19 protein-coding genes are annotated in these 17,091 nt (G+C 66.2%); 13 read left to right on the top strand and 6 right to left on the bottom strand.

The genetic code is table 11. The features are described 5' to 3' along the window. Nucleotides 1–11: 11 nt before the first annotated feature. A complete protein-coding gene (gene metS, locus ACT3UN_RS14245; RefSeq protein WP_301443855.1) occupies nt 12–191 on the bottom strand; it encodes a methionine/alanine import NSS transporter subunit MetS in 180 nt (59 codons plus the stop codon). After that, a complete protein-coding gene (locus ACT3UN_RS14240; RefSeq protein ID WP_444657361.1) occupies nt 188–1,870 on the bottom strand; it encodes a sodium-dependent transporter in 1,683 nt (560 codons plus the stop codon). The genes metS and ACT3UN_RS14240 overlap by 4 nt, the downstream gene beginning before the upstream one ends. A gap of 207 nt (nt 1,871–2,077) precedes the next feature. Between ACT3UN_RS14240 and ychF the strand changes: the two genes are divergently transcribed. Further along, nucleotides 2,078–3,163: a redox-regulated ATPase YchF gene (gene ychF, locus ACT3UN_RS14235; RefSeq protein ID WP_444657360.1), complete on the top strand. Its 1,086-nt coding sequence runs from the start codon at nt 2,078–2,080 to the stop codon at nt 3,161–3,163. 226 nt (nt 3,164–3,389) lie between these two features. Here the strand turns inward: ychF and ACT3UN_RS14230 are convergent, their stop codons facing one another. After that, nucleotides 3,390–4,079, bottom strand: a complete 690-nt coding sequence (locus ACT3UN_RS14230) for a TetR/AcrR family transcriptional regulator (RefSeq protein ID WP_444657359.1) — start codon at nt 4,077–4,079, stop codon at nt 3,390–3,392. A 63-nt stretch (nt 4,080–4,142) separates the two neighbouring features. On the opposite strand from ACT3UN_RS14230, the gene ACT3UN_RS14225 reads away from it, so the two are divergent. The 9 genes from ACT3UN_RS14225 to ACT3UN_RS14185 all read left to right on the top strand — a co-directional run bounded on the left by ACT3UN_RS14225 (nt 4,143) and on the right by ACT3UN_RS14185 (nt 11,085). Beyond that, entirely contained in the window at nt 4,143–4,898 is a 756-nt protein-coding gene (locus tag ACT3UN_RS14225; protein ID WP_444657358.1) for an SDR family oxidoreductase, read from the top strand. Between the two features lie 29 nt (nt 4,899–4,927). After that, a complete protein-coding gene (locus tag ACT3UN_RS14220) occupies nt 4,928–5,257 on the top strand; it encodes a nuclear transport factor 2 family protein (RefSeq protein WP_076808295.1) in 330 nt (109 codons plus the stop codon). 102 nt (nt 5,258–5,359) lie between these two features. After that, the gene (locus ACT3UN_RS14215) at nt 5,360–6,526 is read left to right on the top strand and encodes a low temperature requirement protein A (RefSeq protein WP_076808293.1); all 1,167 of its coding nucleotides are present in this window, start codon (nt 5,360–5,362) and stop codon (nt 6,524–6,526) included. A gap of 323 nt (nt 6,527–6,849) precedes the next feature. Continuing rightward, nucleotides 6,850–7,131, top strand: coding sequence for a type II toxin-antitoxin system RelE/ParE family toxin (locus tag ACT3UN_RS14210; RefSeq protein ID WP_291793756.1), 282 nt, complete (start codon nt 6,850–6,852; stop codon nt 7,129–7,131). After that, nucleotides 7,106–7,426 (top strand): HigA family addiction module antitoxin, encoded by a 321-nt coding sequence (locus ACT3UN_RS14205; protein WP_441582165.1) that lies wholly within the window; start codon nt 7,106–7,108, stop codon nt 7,424–7,426. Before ACT3UN_RS14210 ends, ACT3UN_RS14205 begins: the two co-directional genes overlap by 26 nt. A gap of 101 nt (nt 7,427–7,527) precedes the next feature. Next, nucleotides 7,528–8,211: a 2-phosphosulfolactate phosphatase gene (locus tag ACT3UN_RS14200; protein WP_441582164.1), complete on the top strand. Its 684-nt coding sequence runs from the start codon at nt 7,528–7,530 to the stop codon at nt 8,209–8,211. 185 nt (nt 8,212–8,396) lie between these two features. After that, nucleotides 8,397–8,933, top strand: coding sequence for a peptide-methionine (S)-S-oxide reductase (locus ACT3UN_RS14195; RefSeq protein ID WP_441582163.1), 537 nt, complete (start codon nt 8,397–8,399; stop codon nt 8,931–8,933). A gap of 233 nt (nt 8,934–9,166) precedes the next feature. Beyond that, complete coding sequence (locus ACT3UN_RS14190; RefSeq protein WP_444657357.1) at nt 9,167–10,765, top strand: sulfatase-like hydrolase/transferase; 1,599 nt, start codon at nt 9,167–9,169, stop codon at nt 10,763–10,765. Continuing rightward, nucleotides 10,765–11,085 carry a YchJ family protein gene (locus tag ACT3UN_RS14185; protein WP_441582161.1) on the top strand — a complete coding sequence of 107 codons (321 nt, stop codon included), beginning with the start codon at nt 10,765–10,767 and terminating at the stop codon, nt 11,083–11,085. The genes ACT3UN_RS14190 and ACT3UN_RS14185 overlap by 1 nt, the downstream gene beginning before the upstream one ends. 22 nt (nt 11,086–11,107) lie before the next feature. Here the strand turns inward: ACT3UN_RS14185 and arr are convergent, their stop codons facing one another. Further along, complete coding sequence (gene arr, locus ACT3UN_RS14180) at nt 11,108–11,527, bottom strand: NAD(+)--rifampin ADP-ribosyltransferase (RefSeq protein WP_301442538.1); 420 nt, start codon at nt 11,525–11,527, stop codon at nt 11,108–11,110. A 151-nt stretch (nt 11,528–11,678) separates the two neighbouring features. Here arr and ACT3UN_RS14175 point away from each other — a divergent pair, with 151 nt between their 5' ends. The 3 genes from ACT3UN_RS14175 (at nt 11,679) to ACT3UN_RS14165 (ending at nt 15,607) form a co-directional block, all read left to right on the top strand. Further along, nucleotides 11,679–12,401, top strand: a complete 723-nt coding sequence (locus tag ACT3UN_RS14175) for an endonuclease/exonuclease/phosphatase family protein (RefSeq protein WP_301442537.1) — start codon at nt 11,679–11,681, stop codon at nt 12,399–12,401. 34 nt (nt 12,402–12,435) lie between these two features. After that, nucleotides 12,436–13,560 (top strand): magnesium and cobalt transport protein CorA, encoded by a 1,125-nt coding sequence (locus ACT3UN_RS14170; protein ID WP_301442536.1) that lies wholly within the window; start codon nt 12,436–12,438, stop codon nt 13,558–13,560. A gap of 205 nt (nt 13,561–13,765) precedes the next feature. After that, nucleotides 13,766–15,607, top strand: coding sequence for a BCCT family transporter (locus ACT3UN_RS14165; protein WP_301442543.1), 1,842 nt, complete (start codon nt 13,766–13,768; stop codon nt 15,605–15,607). Here the strand turns inward: ACT3UN_RS14165 and ACT3UN_RS14160 are convergent. Beyond that, nucleotides 15,570–16,583 (bottom strand): DUF808 domain-containing protein, encoded by a 1,014-nt coding sequence (locus ACT3UN_RS14160; protein WP_301442535.1) that lies wholly within the window; start codon nt 16,581–16,583, stop codon nt 15,570–15,572. The genes ACT3UN_RS14165 and ACT3UN_RS14160 overlap by 38 nt on opposite strands. A 31-nt stretch (nt 16,584–16,614) precedes the next feature. Next, nucleotides 16,615–17,091: hypothetical protein (locus ACT3UN_RS14155; RefSeq protein ID WP_444657356.1), on the bottom strand; the 477-nt coding region annotated here is incomplete at its 5' end.

Below are 17,091 nucleotides of genomic sequence, written 5' to 3'. Positions count from 1 at the left end.
AGCCCGGGGACTCACCCCGCGGGGTGGGACGAGGCGTGGAAGATCAGGTCCTCGTCCGTGGTTCCGGGCGCGGTCCCGAGCTCCCCGGACTCCTCGTCGGAGTGGTTGCGCAGGTTGATCGTGGCGACGAACAGGCCTCCCCAGAGGAAGACCATGAACAGGGCCATCATGACGATCGCTGTGGTGCTCATCGGTTCGCTCCTTGCGTTGCGGACGAGGCGGCGGGGCTCGCGTTACTGGCAGCACCGTCGGCTGCGTCGGCCAGGGGGTTGGACACTCCGCGGGCACGGCCGCCCGGCGGGACACCGAAATCGGAGCCCGGCGTGCCGTCGAGGACCATCGAGCGACGCGTGAACGGGATGAGGTGCATGATGATCCCGGCCACCAGGACGACGATGATCACCAGCCAACCCCAGGTGAAGACCTGATTGTCCGCGTAGCCGCCGTAGCCCTCGTCCAGCAGGGTGGCGACCTCGCTGAGCAGGGTGAAGGTGAGGATCACGGAGGTCACGAACATCAGGAAGGTGCGCCAGGTGGCGCCGACCTTGAACGAGGACACGGCGTTGAGGTGCTGCTGCAGCTCGTTGATCCGCATCGTCATCACACCGACCACGATGATCGCGACCAGTGCGGCGAGCACGATGCCGACGTTGTTGGTGAACTTGTCCATGACATCGAGGGTGACCAGTCCGCTCGTGGCGGAGAAGGCGAGGATCGACAGGACGGCCATCGGCACGCCGACCGACAGGGCGGCGGCACGGCGGGACATGTCGAACTTGTCACGCACGGCCGAGGAGACGACCTCCACGATCGAGATCAGGGAGGTGACGCCGGCGATGGCGAGGCTGGCGAAGAACAGGATGCCGAAGAGCTCGCCGGCGGGCATCTGGTTGATGATCGTCGGGAAGGCCTCGAAGGCCAGGCCGATGCCGGAGGTCGCGACCTCACTGACCGGGACGCCGGACGCCGCCGACATGAAGCCGAGTGCGGCAAACACGCCGATACCGGCCAGAACCTCGAAGGAGGAGTTCGCGAAGGCGGTGACCAGGCCGGTGCTCGTCAGGTTCGAGCGCGGCTTCAGGTAGGACGAGTAGGTGATCATGATGCCGAAGCCGATGGACAGCGAGAAGAAGATCTGTCCGTAGGCCGCGATCCACACCGAGGAGTCGGTCAGCGCACTCCAGTCCGGCGTGAACAGGGCGTCCAGGCCGGTGGAGGCACCGTCGAGGAACAGTGCACGCACGACCATGACGATGAAGAGCACCAGCAGCAGCGGGATGAAGATGATGTTGAGTCGTCCGATGCCCTTGCTCACGTCGAGCACAAGGGTGGCCAGGACGATGATCCACACGACGATCATCGTGATGAGGATCGGCATCACGAAGGTGCCGGAGAACACCGACTCGGTGTCGGCCTGCAGGAACTCCCCGGAGAAGTACTCGCCGGGGTTCTCGCCCCAGCCCTTGGTGAAGGACTTCATCGTGTAGAGCAGCGCCCACCCGACGATCGCGGCGTAGTAGACGGCGATGAAGAAGGAGATGCCGACCTGGGCCCAGCCCAGGATCTCGGCGCGCGGGTGGATACGGCGGAAGACCAGCGGTGCCGACCCGCGGAACCGGTGGCCCAGCGCGAAGAACATCCACAGCAGTGGGATGCCCGCGGTGAGCAGGGCGATCATGTAGGGGACGAGGAAAGCTCCGCCGCCTGATTCGTAGGCGACGTAGGGGAATCGCCAGATGTTGCCGAGGCCGACGGCGGAACCGATGGCAGCGAACAGGAACAGGAGCCGCGAGTTGAACGTGTCGCGGGTGACCTTTCCGTCCTTGCCGTCTGATCCGACCTGCGGCCCGGCGGGAGCGTCTGCAGACATGTGCGTGAGCCTCCGGGGTCTCTTGTTGCGGCAGGGGAAGTGAAGAAATCGAATCTATCCTAGATTCCCACTGGTCTTCCAGGAAACGGACAGTTGGTGGAGAGCTTACGGCCCGGGCGGGTGTGCTGTCCTGCGCGGGGCCGGGTGGAGTGGCAGGGGCGAGGGGCGGGCTGACCGGTGGGGAGTCCACCGGATAGGATGGTCGCCGTGACCCTTACTCTCGGAATCGTCGGCCTGCCCAATGTCGGTAAGTCCACGCTGTTCAATGCCCTGACCCGCAACGACGTCCTCGCCGCGAACTACCCCTTCGCCACGATCGAGCCCAACGTCGGCCTCGTCGAACTGCCGGACCCGCGTCTGACCCGGCTCGCCGAGATCTACTCCTCCGAGCGCATCCTGCCGGCCACGGTGTCCTTCGTGGACATCGCCGGCATCGTCAAGGGCGCTTCCGAGGGCGAAGGGATGGGCAACGCCTTCCTGGCGAACATCCGTGAGGCCGACGCGATCTGCCAGGTCGTGCGTGCCTTCTCCAACGACGACGTTATCCACGTCGACGGCCGCGTCGACCCGGCCACGGACATCTCGGTCATCGAGACCGAGCTGATCCTCGCCGACCTGCAGACCGTGGAGAAGGCGGTGCCCCGCCTGGAGAAGGAGGGGCGCAAGGATCGCGACAAGGCCGAGCAGGCCGAGGCCGCCAAGAAGGCCCAGGAGATCCTGGAGGACGACCGCACGCTGTACTCCGCCTCGGTCTCCGGCGAGTTCGACCTCGCCGCGGTCCGCGAGCTGCACCTGATGACCGCCAAGCCCTTCCTCTACGTCTTCAACTCCGATGAGGCCGTGCTGACCGACGAGTCCCGGCAGCAGGAGCTGCGCGACCTCGTCGCGCCGGCGGACTGCGTGTTCCTGGACGCCGCCACCGAGGCGGAGCTGCTCGAGCTCGACGACGAGGAGGCCGCCGAGCTGCTGGCGTCCGTCGGGCAGGACGAGCCGGGTCTGGCGACGCTGGCCAAGGCTGGTTTCGCGACCCTGGGTCTGCAGACCTACCTCACGGCCGGACCCAAGGAGACGCGCGCCTGGACGATCCCGCAGGGTGCGACCGCCCCGCAGGCCGCCGGTGTGATTCACACCGACTTCGAGCGTGGCTTCATCAAGGCCGAGATCGTCGGCTACTCCGACCTGGACGAGTTCGGTTCCGTCGCCGAGGCCCGCAACCACGGCAAGGTCCGCCAGGAGGGCAAGGAGTACGTGATGCAGGACGGCGACGTCGTGGAGTTCCGCTTTTCAAACTAACGTCTGGTGAGGTCTGACGGGCAACGGCTGCACATCGCCACACTCCACGTCCCCATCGATCGGGACGTCGAGCCGTCCGAGCGCATCTACGACGGCCTAGTGTTGAGTTAGGCACTCTGTACGCGCGGCGCGAATCCTGCCCGCTGGCACGGCGTTGGTTTGATCGAAGAAGGTCTCTTGTCTACCTCCTGAACCGCTGTGCCTCTCCGAAGCTCGTGGCACTCGCCTACTGCAGCTTCTCAACCCTGCTCAACCGGCCGAGCCATTCGATGAGGAGCTGGGTCTCCGCCCTGCCGAGGACATCTGGTTGTGCTGCAGCGAGCTCGATGGCAGTGGTGAGCGAGTCGTCGGCTCGTGTTCCCTTGCCGGTGATCGCCGAGATAGCGCCTTCACGGACAGTTTGAGACAGGGCAGGATCCGGCGCTGCCAGGATGATCTGGCGCAGGGTGACGCCGATGTTGGTCACTAGGATGTGCGCGGCAGCCTGCTCAGAGGGCACCAGAAGCCTGCCCTGTTCGGCGGCCCGCGCCGTGAGCGCGCGCAGGATCTCGCTGGGACGGGACTGCGCCTCGGGGGAGTGCCCAGGGCGGACCTTCCCGTACATCAGAGTGTAGAACCCGGGGTTGGCCAGACCGAAGGCGACGTGGGCATCCCAGCCGGCACGGATGTCCTGGATGGGATCGCCCGAGGACTCCATCGACGACTTCTCGTTCAGGTAGAGGTCGAACCCGTGCTCGATGACAGCGTCGATCAGCCCTTGCTTGGAGCCGAAGAAGTGGTAGAGCGTCGGCATCTTCACCCCGACTGCGTCGCACACCGCGCGCAGGGAGAACTCCTCGCCGGGGGCGGCGGCGATGAGGTCGGCGGCTGCCGCTATCAGTCGCTCCCGTGTATCGCTTGTCGGTGCTCCTGTCATAGTGCTACGTTAGCGTATGTAGCAGAGTAATACTGTTGCATACCAACGATATGGAGGGCTGTCATGGCCGATCACACGCTCAACGGCAAGAACGTCCTGATCGCGGGCGGCGCGAAGAACCTCGGCGGGCTGGTCGCTCGTCAAGCAGCCGAGGCCGGCGCGAACGTCGCGATCCACTACAACTCCGACTCCAGTCGCGCGGACGCGGAGCAGACGCTGGCCGCCGTCGAAGCGGCTGGAGGCAAGGGCGCGGTGTTTCAGGGGGACCTCACGGTTCCGGCGAACGTGGCCGAACTGTTCGCCGACGCTGAGGCGGCTCTGGGGACGATCGATGTCGCGGTGAACACGGCGGGCAAGGTGCTGCGCAAGCCGATCGTGGAGACCACCGAGGACGAGTACGACTCGATGTTCGACATCAACTCCAAGGCCGCTTACTTCTTCATCCAGGAGGCCGGCAAGAACCTCGCCGACGGCGGCAAGATCATCACCATCGTCACCGCGCTGCTGGCCGCGTTCACCGACGGCTACTCCACCTACGCCGGAGGCAAGTCGCCGGTGGAGCACTTCACTCGCGCCGCGGCCAAGGAGTTCGCCGACCGAGGCATCTCCGTCACCGCGATCGCGCCCGGTCCGATGGACACGCCGTTCTTCTACGGCCAGGAGACCCCGGAGCGGGTCGAGTTCCACAAGTCGCAGGGTATGGGCGGTCAGCTCACGAAGATCGAGGACATCGCCCCGATCATCCGCTTCCTCGCCTCCGAGGGCTGGTGGATCACCGGCCAGACGATCTTCGCCAACGGCGGCTACACCACCCGCTGAGCTCGACACTACGAAATAAGGAGCGCCCCATGGCAGCACCCACCATCCCCGAACCCGTGGCCTCGTTCATCACCGCGGTCAACGACCACGACGAACAAGCCTTCCTCGACGCCTTCGCTCCTGACGGGACCGTCGACGACTGGGGCCGCGACTTCACTGGGCGCGAGCAGATCAAAACCTGGAGCGACAAGGAGTTCATCGGTTCGCGCGGCACCCTCGCGGTCGAGGAGGTCGACATCGCCGCTAGCACGATCACCGTCATCGGCGACTGGCGCTCCAACCACGCGAACGGCCGCTCGAAGTTCGTCTTCGACGTCGACGGCGACAAGCTCGCGAAGATGACGATCCGCGAAGGCTGAGAGCCGGCACGAGCGTCTCGAGCGGGCGTCCAGCCAGTTGGACGCCCGCTCGTCGCTGTCGTCTTCGAGGCCCCCGCACCACACATACGAGGTTCACCAACCATGACTACCGTCCCGCTCGCCCGCATCGGGCACCGTCGATCCGAGGTCGGCCCCGTCGAGCTCTTTTTCGACCTGGTCTACGTCTTCGCCATCATCCAACTCTCGCACCTGCTCATCGAGCACCTCTCCTGGGAGGGCGCTGCCCAGACCATCGTGGTGTTCGCCGCGGTGTGGTGGGGCTGGAACTACACCGCCTGGGCGATGAACTGGCTGGATCCGAGCCGCACCCCAGTGCAGCTGCTCTCCGGGGTGCTCATGCTCGCCGCACTGGGCATGTCGATCGCTATACCCAGCGCCTTCGGCGACGGAGCCTGGCTCTTCGTCGGGTGCTACCTGTTCATGGGCCTCCTCCGTCCTATGTTCATGATGATCACCTACCGCGGCCACCAGCTCGCAGCCAACTACCGCATGCTGCTGCTGTGGACCCTGCTGGCCGGCATGTTCTGGGTCCTCGGTGCGGCACTGCCCCTCGAGTGGCGGCTGGGTCTCTGGTTGATCGCGGTGCTCATCGACTACGCGGCCCCGCTCGCCCACTACCGGATCCCCGGTATCGGCGCAGCCCCCATGCACCAGTGGGACACCGACGCCGAGCACCTGGCCGAGCGCAACCGTCTCGTCTTCATCATCGCCCTGGGCGAGTCCATCCTGCTCATGGGCGGCAGCATCGTCTCCCACGGGCAGCTCACCCCCGGCCTCGCTCTGAGCTTGATCGTCGGCTTCGCGTCCCTGTTCGTGCTCTGGTGGAACTACTTCGCCCTCGCTGGCCCTGATACCCACGGCGGGGACTCGTCAACTGGGGCTCTCCGATCGGCCTACGCCTATGCGCATGCTTTTATGGTCTTGGGCGCGATCCTCGTCGCCGTCTCCATCGAGCTGCGGCTCTCCCACGACCACCTCACGCCCGCAATCGTTCTCGTGACGGCCGCAGGTCCGCTCGTATACCTGGCAGGGAACCTGCTGTTCCTCCGGTCCCGATTCGGACGCCTCGCACGGTCACGATTCATCGCAGCAGCCGTGCTGGTGGGGATCATGATCGCCGCGATGCTGCTGATCGATCACCTGCCGGTGATTGCGTTGAGCGTCGCTGTACTCTCCGTGACGGCTATTCTCGCCGCCCACACCGCGTACACGACATCGAAACAGTCGGCGCTCGATAACCGGCGATGACCTGGCAACCTCTATCTGAGATCCTTCTGCGCCCGATCGCGGTGCTCAGGAGCGAGCGACGCGCTTTGCTTTTTAACTGCGATCTTCGGTCATAGCTGGCCGACCGCATCGCGGTGAGAATGCTCCTTTGCGTCGCCGGTGGCTATGCGCACCTGGTCTCGGCCGTGCACTGTACGAACGGATCAGAGCAACGCTCTGACCCGCGGGATGATTAGCGCTGGCAACTTGACTACTCATCGTCAGAGGTTGGTTTGTAGCGGAACTCGGTGGACTTCAAGTTTAACGTCTAGCGTTAATGACGGTTCGCGTTATATGCTCGTCCCGTGATCAGATCGTTCGGCAGCAAGGACACCGAGCGCATCTGGCATGAGCAGTACGTCAAGCGCGTTGACCGGACAGTGCAGCGGGCGACCCTGCGGAAGCTTGAGCTGATCCACGCGGCGAAGGATGTCGAGGACCTCCGGGTACCTCCAGGCAACCGACTCGAGCGTCTTGTCGGCGACCGACGCGGGCAGCACAGCATCCGCGTGAATGCGCAATGGCGTCTCTGCTTCGTTTGGAGAGAGGGAGGTGCAGAAGATGTCGAACTCGTCGACTACCACTGAGCGCGATCTGATCGAGCCGATCCACCCGGGAGAGATCCTGATGGAGGACTTCATCGAGGGCTTCGGGATCACGCAGAACAAGCTTGCCGTGTCCATCGGGGTGCCGCCGCGTCGGATCAATGAGATTGTGCACGGCAAGCGGGGGATCACCGCTGACACGGCGATCCGTCTGGCGCGGTACTTCGGTACCTCCGAGGAGTTCTGGATGAACCTGCAGTCGAACTACGAGCTTCGGCTGGAACGTCGTGCGCTGCGGGGCAAGGTCGCCGCGATCACGCCGCTGCAGTCCGCGTGAACATATCTGATTGGCAGGACCTATTCGGTCAGCGCTGCCATGCAGTGAGGTTTGACTGGGGTCCTGCCGGTGCCCAAGCGATTGGAGCGGAACTGGCCGTTGTGGTCGATGTCCTGAGCTTCTCGACGTCAGTCTGCGTCGCGGTCGAGCGTGGCATGCGTGTCTTCCCGTACCAGTGGAAGGGGCTCAGGGCGGAAGCCTTTGCTCGCGAGCGTGACGCTGTCCTGGCAATAGGTCGACTGGAGTCGACACTGCTGGAGTCGCCGTCGGCTCTCTCGCTGTCGCCAGCGGCGTTGCTCACCGAGCCGACTGTCCCCCAACTTGTTCTGCCCTCGCCGAATGGATCTACGATCACTACGCACCTCGAGGGATCAGGAGCCCAGGTCGTCGCCGGATGTCTCCGAAACTCAGCCGCTGTGGCCGACGTGATGGCTGCGGGATTGGAGCGTGGCGACTCGGTGGCAGTCATCGCGGCCGGTGAGCGATGGCGTGACGACGACTCGCTACGCCCCGCACTCGAAGATCATCTTGGCGCTGGGTCCGTGCTCTCTGCACTCTCGGGTCTTGGCTACCGGGACATAATGAGCCCCGAGGCTGCTGCTGCCGCCGATCTCTTCGATGTGGTGAGACCACGTCTGACCCAGGTCTTGCACGAATGCGTCGGGGCTCGAGAGCTGAAGGCCATGGGGTTCGGTTCTGACGTTGACGTGGCTGCTTCGCTGGATGCCTCCCAGGTGGTTCCGATCCTCGTTGACGGGGCCTTCGAAGCGGCCTCGGCTGGTTAGTCCACGCGGCTGGCAAACGCCCTTGTGCGCCACGGAATTTGCTCTGCACAAGAACTTGATGGACGTCTGGATGAACCTGCAATCGAACTACGAGCTTCGGCTGAAACCAGGACGTTGCGCGAGTAGGTCGCAGCGATCTCTCCATTGAGAGGTTTGTAGCCAATCGCGGTAGTACCATCGCTTCGATGAAGTCCCAGCGAGCGACAGAGTGGCCGGACCAACCGGCCGACGGGGAAGTCACCGCCACCACCGACGAGGTGTTCATCGCCGGTGGTTGTCTGTGGGGAGTGCAGGCGTTCTTCTCGACGGTGCCCGGGGTGACCCACACCGAAGCCGGCCGGGCGAACGGTGCCGGGACGTCCTTGGAGGGGGAGTACGACGGCTACGCCGAGTGTGTGCGCACACGGTTCGACCCGCAGGTCGTCGACATCGCCGGGCTGATGGGGCACCTCTTCGAGATCATCGACCCCTACAGCGTCAACGCGCAGGGGCCGGACGTGGGGGAGAAGTACCGTACCGGTCTGTACTCGCAGGATCCGCGCCACCTCGCCCAGGCCCGCGACGTCATCGCGGCACGCGAGGACGCCCCGCGCATCGCCGTCGAGGTGCTGCCTCTGACGAACTACCTCCGCAGCGCCGATGAACACCAGCACCGTCTCGCCCGGTGCCCGGAGGACTCCTGTCACCTGCCGTCGGACCTGCTCAACCGGTACCGCGGCTGACCGCGGGCTACCATGCGGCGGCTCCACCGTCCCTGCCGTCCCCGTTATGGTGTGCACCCTCCCACAGGCGGCGGATTGTACTTGACCTCTCGCGGTCCGACAGTGAACTATGGTTGAATACTTTATGGTCTGTCAATGAATTTTCTACCTGGAAGCGATCCGTTCACCACCTGACCGGGGTCCGCACCAGCGTATGCGTCACATTCTCGGCGTCGGAAAGGTGAGATGCTCAATTGTCTGGTCCCATCGTGACCGTCGCTAAACGAATCGGCTCAGTCCTGGGGTACGTCGCCATGTACGTGCTCATCTGGGCCGGTGTCTTCATGCTCATCACCGGCATCGGCATCCGCATGCTCTGGGGGCCGATCAGCGTCGACCAGATGCTGATGAACCTCGTCGCCACGGACACCGACGGTGGAGGCGGGTCCCTCGTGGTGACCGGCGTCCTCGCCTTCGGCGTGCTCCCTCTGGTCATCACCCTGGGTATCGCGTTCTTCCACTATCGTCGCGTCCGCAGCCCCCGCGCACGGGCAGGACGGACCGCCCACGCCGACGACGAGACGGCCGGCGACGCAGGACGGGTCCGTACCCTCGGGCCCCGTTGGCTCACGCGCACGGTCTCTGCCGTGATGGTCACCGCCGTCGTCGTGGTCGGTTCCACCGCCTTCAGTTCCTCGGTGCACGTCGGGGAGTACATCAAGGCCGTGAACTCGGAGTACACCATCGACCAGTACTACACCGCACCGCAGGTGGAGTCCGCGCAGGACAAGCGCAACCTGGTGATGATCTACCTGGAGTCCGGCGAGGAGACCCTCTCGGACACCGACCTGTTCGAGAAGGACCCCTACATCCCGCTGAAGGACGCCACCTCGCAGGACGACGGGTGGCAGAGCATCGACGACTTCAAGCAGTACGAGGGCGGCGGTTGGACGATGTCCGGTCTGGCCAGCACGCAGTGCGGCGTGCCCTTGAAGGGCAACGGCATCGTGACCGGCAAGTCCGGCCTGAACTCACTCGGCGGTGACGTGGGTGACTACCTGGGCGGACTGACCTGCAGTGGCGACATCCTCGCCGACGAGGGCTACAAGAACGTCTTCATGGGTGGCGCCAGTGGCTCCTTCGCGGCCAAGGACCAGTTCCTCGCCGGCCACGGCTACGACGAGCTCTACGACCTGGACTACTGGCGGGCACAGGGTGAGCCGGCCGACCAGTTCCGCGACGACTGGGGCCTGAGCGACAACCGGCTGATGGCCAACGCGAAGGACAAGGTCGACGAACTCCACGAGGAGTCCGAGCAGTCCGGCCAGCCGTTCAACCTCTCCATGCTCACGGTGGACACCCACGAGCCGGTCCACATCTACGACTACTGCGACGTGGACACCGAGGCGGAGTTGACCTCGGCCTACCAGTGCTCCATGGAGCAGGTCGCCGGTTTCGTCGACCACATGGAGGCCCAGGGCTACCTGGATGACACCGCGGTGGTGATCATGGGTGACCACCTCAAGCACATGGGCTCGAACAACGCCTTCGGCGACGAGCTCGACGACCACCCGAACCGCACCATCTTCAACCGGGTCTGGGTTCCCGGTGACGACGAGTCCACCTCGACGATGCGCGCAGGTGTCGACCAGGTCAGCATGATGCCCACGATCCTCGAGGCCGCAGGCGTCCGGTTGGAGGGCCGTCAGGCCGGCCTGGGCGTCTCCGCATTCTCCTCGCGGATTCCGGAGGGCTCGGCTCAGAGTCTCGACCCGGACGTCTACCAGGAACTGCTGGGCTCGCGGTCGGCGGAGTTCTACTCCGAGGCGTGGGAAGGTGAGGTCCTGCAGTAGTGGACGTCCCCGAACCCACCACCGCCGAGGAGCTCATGCGCTCCCGGTTCGACGCCTTCCGCCGGGCGGACGCAGACTGGCTGCTGAGGACCTGGCACCCCTCGACGCGTCCTGCCACGCTGGACCTGTCCGACAACCCCCGCTGGCGTGGCCTGCAGATCGTCGACGTCCTCGACGGGACCGAGGGGGACACCGCCGGGGTCGTGGAGTTCCGGGCGACCTTTGTCGCCGAGACCGGGGGAGTGGACTCACTCCACGAGCGGTCCCGGTTCGTCCGCGAGTCGGGACGTTGGTACTACGTCGACGCCGACGTGTACTGACGGTCACGAGTACTGAGGGGGTTCAGTTGATGATCTCGGCGTCGCTGTCGCGCAACGCCGCCAGGCGCACCCGCCACGCCTCCAGGTCTTCCGGGGACAGCCGCGACCAGTCGTGGACCTCCTCGACGACGACCAACGGGGCATCCGTGCGGTAGGACCGGGTCGGGTTGCCGGGGAACTTCTTGTCCGTGACGTTCGGGTCGTCCTCGAACACCCCGGTGGTCTCGACACGGTACACGTGCGGTCGCGCACCCTCACCGGCGAGCATGGCGGCGATCTCGGCCGCCAGCCCGGCTCCGTCGCACAGGGCGGTGAAATAGACGTGGTTCATGACGACCTCGGGCCGGTAGTTGGACCGGTGGCCGGGACACACCCGGTCGCCGACGGCAAGTACCGCCCGGGTTCCGTGGAAGAACGGGCCTGTCCGCGCGTCGTCGCTCATCCTGTGATTCTAGCAGGTCAGAACCATTAACGGAGCTCGCCAACAGTGTGCGCACGCCGCGGACGAGACCGGGAATGCTGAGTAATAGCCCACCGATGTCAACGGAAACGCACATCTCACCGGCGTCGCGGTGTACTAAGGTTGATCACTAATGAAGCTGATTAGCTACAACCTGCACAAACACAACGCCGTCACCGAGCTCACCCCGCTGGTGGCCGGACACGCCCCGGACGCCCTCTGCGTCCAGGAGGCGGACACCCGCCGACTGCCCCGTCACATCGGCGACCTCGACCTCGTGCACGCGACCACGGAGAACCGGCTCGGCCTCGCCGTCTACCTGCGCACAAGTCGTCTGGACGCGAGGGACCTGAAGGTGATCGCTCTGGAGAAGTCCTTCCACGACCGGGTCATGAAACCCGCCTCGGAACGCCTCGTCATGGTCCGCGCCCATGACACCAAACACGACCGCGACGTCGTCGTCGCGTCCTTCCACGCCGCACCGCTGACGGCCACGAACTCGCTGCGCCGTCAGCAGATCCGCAGCTCCTTCGACGCCCTCCAGCAGATCGGTGCCGGCCTGCCGTCGGTGATGGTCGGAGACTTCAACTACCCGCTGTTCCAGCGCGGCCTGCGGCGCGAGCTCGGGACCCGGGGCTACGAGATGTCCCGGAGCGAGAAGGCGACGTACTCGCGCTACGGCGTACTGCGGGGAAACTACGATTTCGCGGTCTCCCGCGGTTTCGGTCCCGCGCAGGTCGACGTCCTCCCGCAGGGGCACTCCGACCACCTACCGATCGTCGTGCGTACGTCGCTGGACCGCGCGAATCCGGCGCGGATCGCCGCCTCGGCACCCGTGTCCGTCGCGACCGCCTGAGGTTTTCCCGTCGGCGCGGGATAGAGTGTGTCCCATGGGAAACCGCAGGACGAACGACGGCAGGATGAGCAGGCTGACCCGCGGAAAGGGCCGTGACGTGGGGTTGACGGCCGTGCCGGCGTCCACGCCGCCGGTGCTCACCTACGTCGATGACGGCGTCGCCCACGCGGTACCGCAGGACGTCTCGCTGGCCGACGCCGCAGCGTCCGCCGCCGAGGACGACTCGCGCATGCTCATGGCGCTGTACCCCGCGCCCGGGCGCGAGGGGCTCGGTGAACTCGTGGAGGTGTGGGAGCTGCACCCCCTGCTCGTCGAGGACCTCGTCAACGCCCACCAGCGTCCGAAGCTGGAACGCTACGGCGACGTCCTGTTCCTCGTGGCGCGCTCGGCGCGCTACAACGACGCCGCCGAGGACGTCGCCTTCTCCGAGTTCCACATCCTGGTGCGCGACGGTTCCGTGGCGGTGCTCTGCCAGGACGGACGGTGGATCGACGGCACCGACAGCGAGGCCTTCGCCGCCTCCTCGTCCGGACGGCTCGACAACCCCGACCCCCGCGGAGGCGACATGCTCGCCGACCGTGACCTGCTGCGGCTCGGCCCGGAGGCCGTGGTCTACCGCATCCTGGACGCCATCGTGGACGGCTACCCGTCGGTGCTGCGCGGCATCGCCATCGACAAGGAGCAGATCGAACGGCAGGTCTTCAGTGGTGACGCGGCCGTCGCCGAACGCATCTACCGGTTGAGCCAGGAGGTCATCGACGTCCAGCAGACCATCGCGTCGATGACCGAGGTGCTGGACTCCCTGCGCGCCGGCTTCGTGAAGTACGACATCCACGAGGAACTGCGCTCCTACCTCGACGACGTCGCCGACCACCTCACCCGCGCCGGACGCACCGCGTCCGACCACCGCGACGCGCTCGCGCAGATCCTCAACGTCAACGCCACCCTGGTGGCGCAACGGCAGAACGAGGACATGAAGAAGATCTCCGGCTGGGCTGCGATCCTCTTCGCGCCGACCCTCGTCGGCGCGATCTACGGCATGAACTTCGACGACATGCCCGAACTGCACTGGGCCCTCGGCTACCCGATGGCGCTCGGCATGATGCTGGGGGTGGCGGTGCTGCTGTACGTCTTCTTCCGTCGCAGCGACTGGATGTGAGTGCCGTTCGGGGGGTCTCCGGCGCTTTCGCTGCAGCGCAGCGCTTTCTTCTCTACCGTCGTAAGGGTTGACCTGACGACCCAAAGAGAAGAACTCGGAAACGGAGAAACATACCGTGGACCCCTCGGACCATCCCGAGCCCGGAGAGAGACCTGACCAGACCCGCCCCACCCGCAGGGAGTCGGCGAAGAGCTTCATCCGTGAGGTGACCTACCCGCACAGCATCCACCCGGCCCTGGTGCCGGGAGTGTCGGTGGAGGACCAACGCATCCGGTTCTCCGTCGACTGGCGCATCGTGAGCGTGGTCGGTGGCCTCATCGTCGCCTTCATCGCCTGGGGCGTGATCGCTCCGGAGCAGGTGTTCGACGCCTCCTCGGCGGCGCTGGCCTGGGTGATGGAGAACATGGGCTGGGTGTTCACCGCCCTGGCCACCGGCCTGATGTTCTTCCTGCTGATCCTCGCGTTCAGCCGCTACGGCAAGATCCCGCTCGGACTCGACGGGGAGAAGGCCGAGTACTCCACGATGTCCTGGACGGCGATGCTCTTCGCCGCGGGCATCGGCATCGGCATCATCTTCTTCGGCCCCTACGAGCCGATGAGTCACTACCTGGACCCGCGCCCCGGCGCCTACGACCCCGCCACACAGGAGGCGGTCAAGGGTGCGATGGCGCAGTCGGCGATGCACTGGGGCATCAACGCCTGGGCGATCTACGCCATCGTCGGCCTGGCCGTGGCCTACGTGTCCTACCGGCGTGGCAGGGTGCCGCTGATGAGCTCGATCCTCATGCCCCTGTTCTCGGTGAAGTCCACCGACACCCTGCCGGCCCGGCTCATCGACGGCATGGCCATCGTCGCCACCCTCTTCGGCACCGCCGCGTCCCTGGGCATCGGCGCCCTGCAGATCTCCAAGGGTGTGGAGGTGGTCTCGGGCTGGTCCCCGGCGGGCAACACCTTCGCCCTGGTCATCATCATGGTGCTGACGATCGGCACGATCCTCTCGGCGGTCTCCGGTGTGGCCAAGGGCATCCGCTGGCTGTCGAACATCAACATGGTGCTCGCCATCGGTCTGGCGCTGTTCTTCTTCATCGTCGGCCCCACGGCCTTCCTGGCGAACATGATCCCGGCGGTGATCGTCGACTACGTCGGATCGATGCCGGACATGCTCAGCGCCAACATGGGCGAGGGCGAGGACATGCAGGCGTTCCTGTCGGGCTGGACCACGTTCTACTGGGCGTGGTGGGTGTCCTGGTCGCCGTTCGTCGGCGTGTTCGTGGCGAAGATCTCCCGCGGACGCACGATCCGCCAGTTCATCCTCGGCGTGCTGTTCATCCCCTCCACGATCATCGTGCTGGCCTTCACCATCCTGGGCGGGACGTCGATCTGGATCCAGCGGGAGACCGGGTCCATCGCCGCCGGCGACGACCCCTCGGCGATGCCCGCACCGGAGGAGATCTTCTTCACCGTGCTCGACCACCTGCCCGGTGCCGGCATCGTGGCCCCGGTGGTCATCGTGATGCTGGCGGTCTTCTTCATCACCACCGCCGACTCGGCGTCGCTGGTGAACTCCCAGCTGTCCCAGCGTGGCAACCCCGACCCGAAGAAGTGGGTGACGGTGTTCTGGGCGCTGTGCATGGCCGGCATCGCCGTGGTCATCCTGCTCGCCGGCGGCGAGGACGCACTGCAGGGGCTGCAGAACTTCATCACCGTCACCGCGCTGCCCTTCGCCGTGGTGCTGGTGCTCATGGCCGTCGCACTGGTGCGCGAGCTACGCACCGACCCGTTCACGATCCGCGACGACTTCCAGGAGCAGGCACTGTCCAACGCCGTGGTCCACGGGGTGCGCGAGCACGGCGACAACTTCGCCATCGCCGTGGAGCAGACCGACGCCGACAGCGACTACGCCACCGGCGGCGACTTCAACTCCCGGGCGGCGGAGGTCACCGACTGGTACACCCGCACCGACGAGGACGGCAACCCGGTCGACTACGACTACGAGACCGGTGAGTACGTCACCGGGGAGCAGCCGTCCCCCGACGATCGGAGCTGACGGCGCCACGCACGCGGGCAACACCGGCGAGCACGGCGAGGACCAGGGAGCCGACGAGCAGGCCCACCACCGCCGAGCAGCCGGTCTCCACCAGCCACTGCACGGCGCCGCCGGCCCCGGCCACGGCCTCCTCGAGGTGGTGCACCACGGAGTAGGGCAGGTGCCAGCCGAGGTCGTCGGTGCCGACGAGCAGGATGTGCCCGCCGACCCACAGCATCGCCGCGGTCCCGACCACCGACAGGGCCGTCAGGATCTTCGGCATCAGCGCGACGAGTCCGCGCCCTGTCCTGCGCACGACGGTGGGCCGGTCGCGTTCGGGGTCGGCGAGGGCCAGGCCCACGTCGTCCATCTTCACCAGCAGCCCGACCACACCGTAGACGGCGAAGGTGATGATCAGCGCCACGCCCACCAGGATCGCGGCGCGCTCCGGCACGCCGCGGTCGGTCAGCTCGTTGAGCGACAGGACCATGATCTCCGCCGACAGGATGAAGTCGGTGCGCACCGCCCCCTTGACCAGTGACTCCTCGTCATCGGGGCCGTCGGGGCCGTCGGGGCCGTCGGGGGAGGACGCTGCGGCGTCCGGTGCGTCCTGCGCGTGTTTCTCCTGCCCACCGCGCCGCGCGGCGACGGCGTGCCACACCTTCTCCGCGCCCTCGTAGGCGAGGTAGGTGCCGCCGACCATGAGGATCGGGGTGAGCGCCCACGGCGCGAGCCAGCTGAGCAGCAGGATCACCGGAAGGATGATGATGATCTTGTTCACCAGCGAGCCCTTGGTGATCCGCCAGATGATCGGCAGTTCGCGGGCGGGGCTGACCCCCTCGACGAACCCGGGGGTGACCGCGGCGTCGTCGACGACCACGGCGGCGGCCCTGGTGCTGGTGGTGGCGGCCGCGCGGGCCACGTCACCGGTGCTGGCCGCGGCCTTGCGGGCGATCAGCGTGACATCGTCGAGCAGTGCGAACAGGCCACCGGCCATGGGGTCTTCTCCGTAGGGGTTCGGGTCTCACTCAGTGCGGGGTGTCGTGGCGTGTGCGGCCGCTGAGCTCGGCCACGTCGTTCTCGTGGAGCAGGTCGACCAGATCGCTGCGAGACTGCGCGCCGGACGCTGCAGGCAGCAGCGCACCCACCGCGTCGCGGAAGTCACGGTCCTGGTGGCGCGCACGCCGGTGCAGCAGCACCCCGGACCACAGGTACACCAGTGAGACGGTGCCGCTGACCGCTCCGCCGAGCACCAGGATCCCGCCGAGCACCCGGGCTGCCACCTGGGCGACCACCTGGGCGCCGCCGCCGGGGACGGCGAACAGCCACAGACCGCCACCGACGAGCAGCACGGCCAGCACGACGACCACGAGCGACCAGGCCACCGCCGAGAGGGGGGATTGGGAGCGGTCCTCGTTGTGGGAGATCATCGTGTCGATCCGGTGCAGCTGACACGTGGAGTCGGCGAGATCGGCCTCGGAGACCACGTGCCGGGCCGTCAACGC

Source organism: Corynebacterium sp. AOP12-C2-36, assembly GCF_052379185.1.
GTDB lineage: Bacteria > Actinomycetota > Actinomycetes > Mycobacteriales > Mycobacteriaceae > Corynebacterium.
The sequence above is the reverse complement of the archived record's forward strand: the minus strand, read 5'-3'. Positions and strand labels throughout refer to the sequence as shown.

What these genes read in the sequence shown, in the direction of transcription:
- ACT3UN_RS14225 (WP_444657358.1), top strand. Translation starts at nt 4,143, where the DNA reads ATGGCCGATCACACGCTCAACGGCAAGAACGTCCTGATCGCGGGCGGC.
- ACT3UN_RS14220 (WP_076808295.1), top strand. Translation starts at nt 4,928, where the DNA reads ATGGCAGCACCCACCATCCCCGAACCCGTGGCCTCGTTCATCACCGCG.
- ACT3UN_RS14160 (WP_301442535.1), bottom strand. Translation starts at nt 16,583, where the DNA reads ATGGCCGGTGGCCTGTTCGCACTGCTCGACGATGTCACGCTGATCGCC.
- ACT3UN_RS14215 (WP_076808293.1), top strand. Translation starts at nt 5,360, where the DNA reads ATGACTACCGTCCCGCTCGCCCGCATCGGGCACCGTCGATCCGAGGTC.
- ACT3UN_RS14170 (WP_301442536.1), top strand. Translation starts at nt 12,436, where the DNA reads ATGGGAAACCGCAGGACGAACGACGGCAGGATGAGCAGGCTGACCCGC.
- ACT3UN_RS14175 (WP_301442537.1), top strand. Translation starts at nt 11,679, where the DNA reads ATGAAGCTGATTAGCTACAACCTGCACAAACACAACGCCGTCACCGAG.
- ACT3UN_RS14230 (WP_444657359.1), bottom strand. Translation starts at nt 4,079, where the DNA reads ATGACAGGAGCACCGACAAGCGATACACGGGAGCGACTGATAGCGGCA.
- ACT3UN_RS14240 (WP_444657361.1), bottom strand. Translation starts at nt 1,870, where the DNA reads ATGTCTGCAGACGCTCCCGCCGGGCCGCAGGTCGGATCAGACGGCAAG.
- ACT3UN_RS14205 (WP_441582165.1), top strand. Translation starts at nt 7,106, where the DNA reads ATGTCGAACTCGTCGACTACCACTGAGCGCGATCTGATCGAGCCGATC.
- metS (WP_301443855.1), bottom strand. Translation starts at nt 191, where the DNA reads ATGAGCACCACAGCGATCGTCATGATGGCCCTGTTCATGGTCTTCCTC.
- ACT3UN_RS14195 (WP_441582163.1), top strand. Translation starts at nt 8,397, where the DNA reads ATGAAGTCCCAGCGAGCGACAGAGTGGCCGGACCAACCGGCCGACGGG.
- arr (WP_301442538.1), bottom strand. Translation starts at nt 11,527, where the DNA reads ATGAGCGACGACGCGCGGACAGGCCCGTTCTTCCACGGAACCCGGGCG.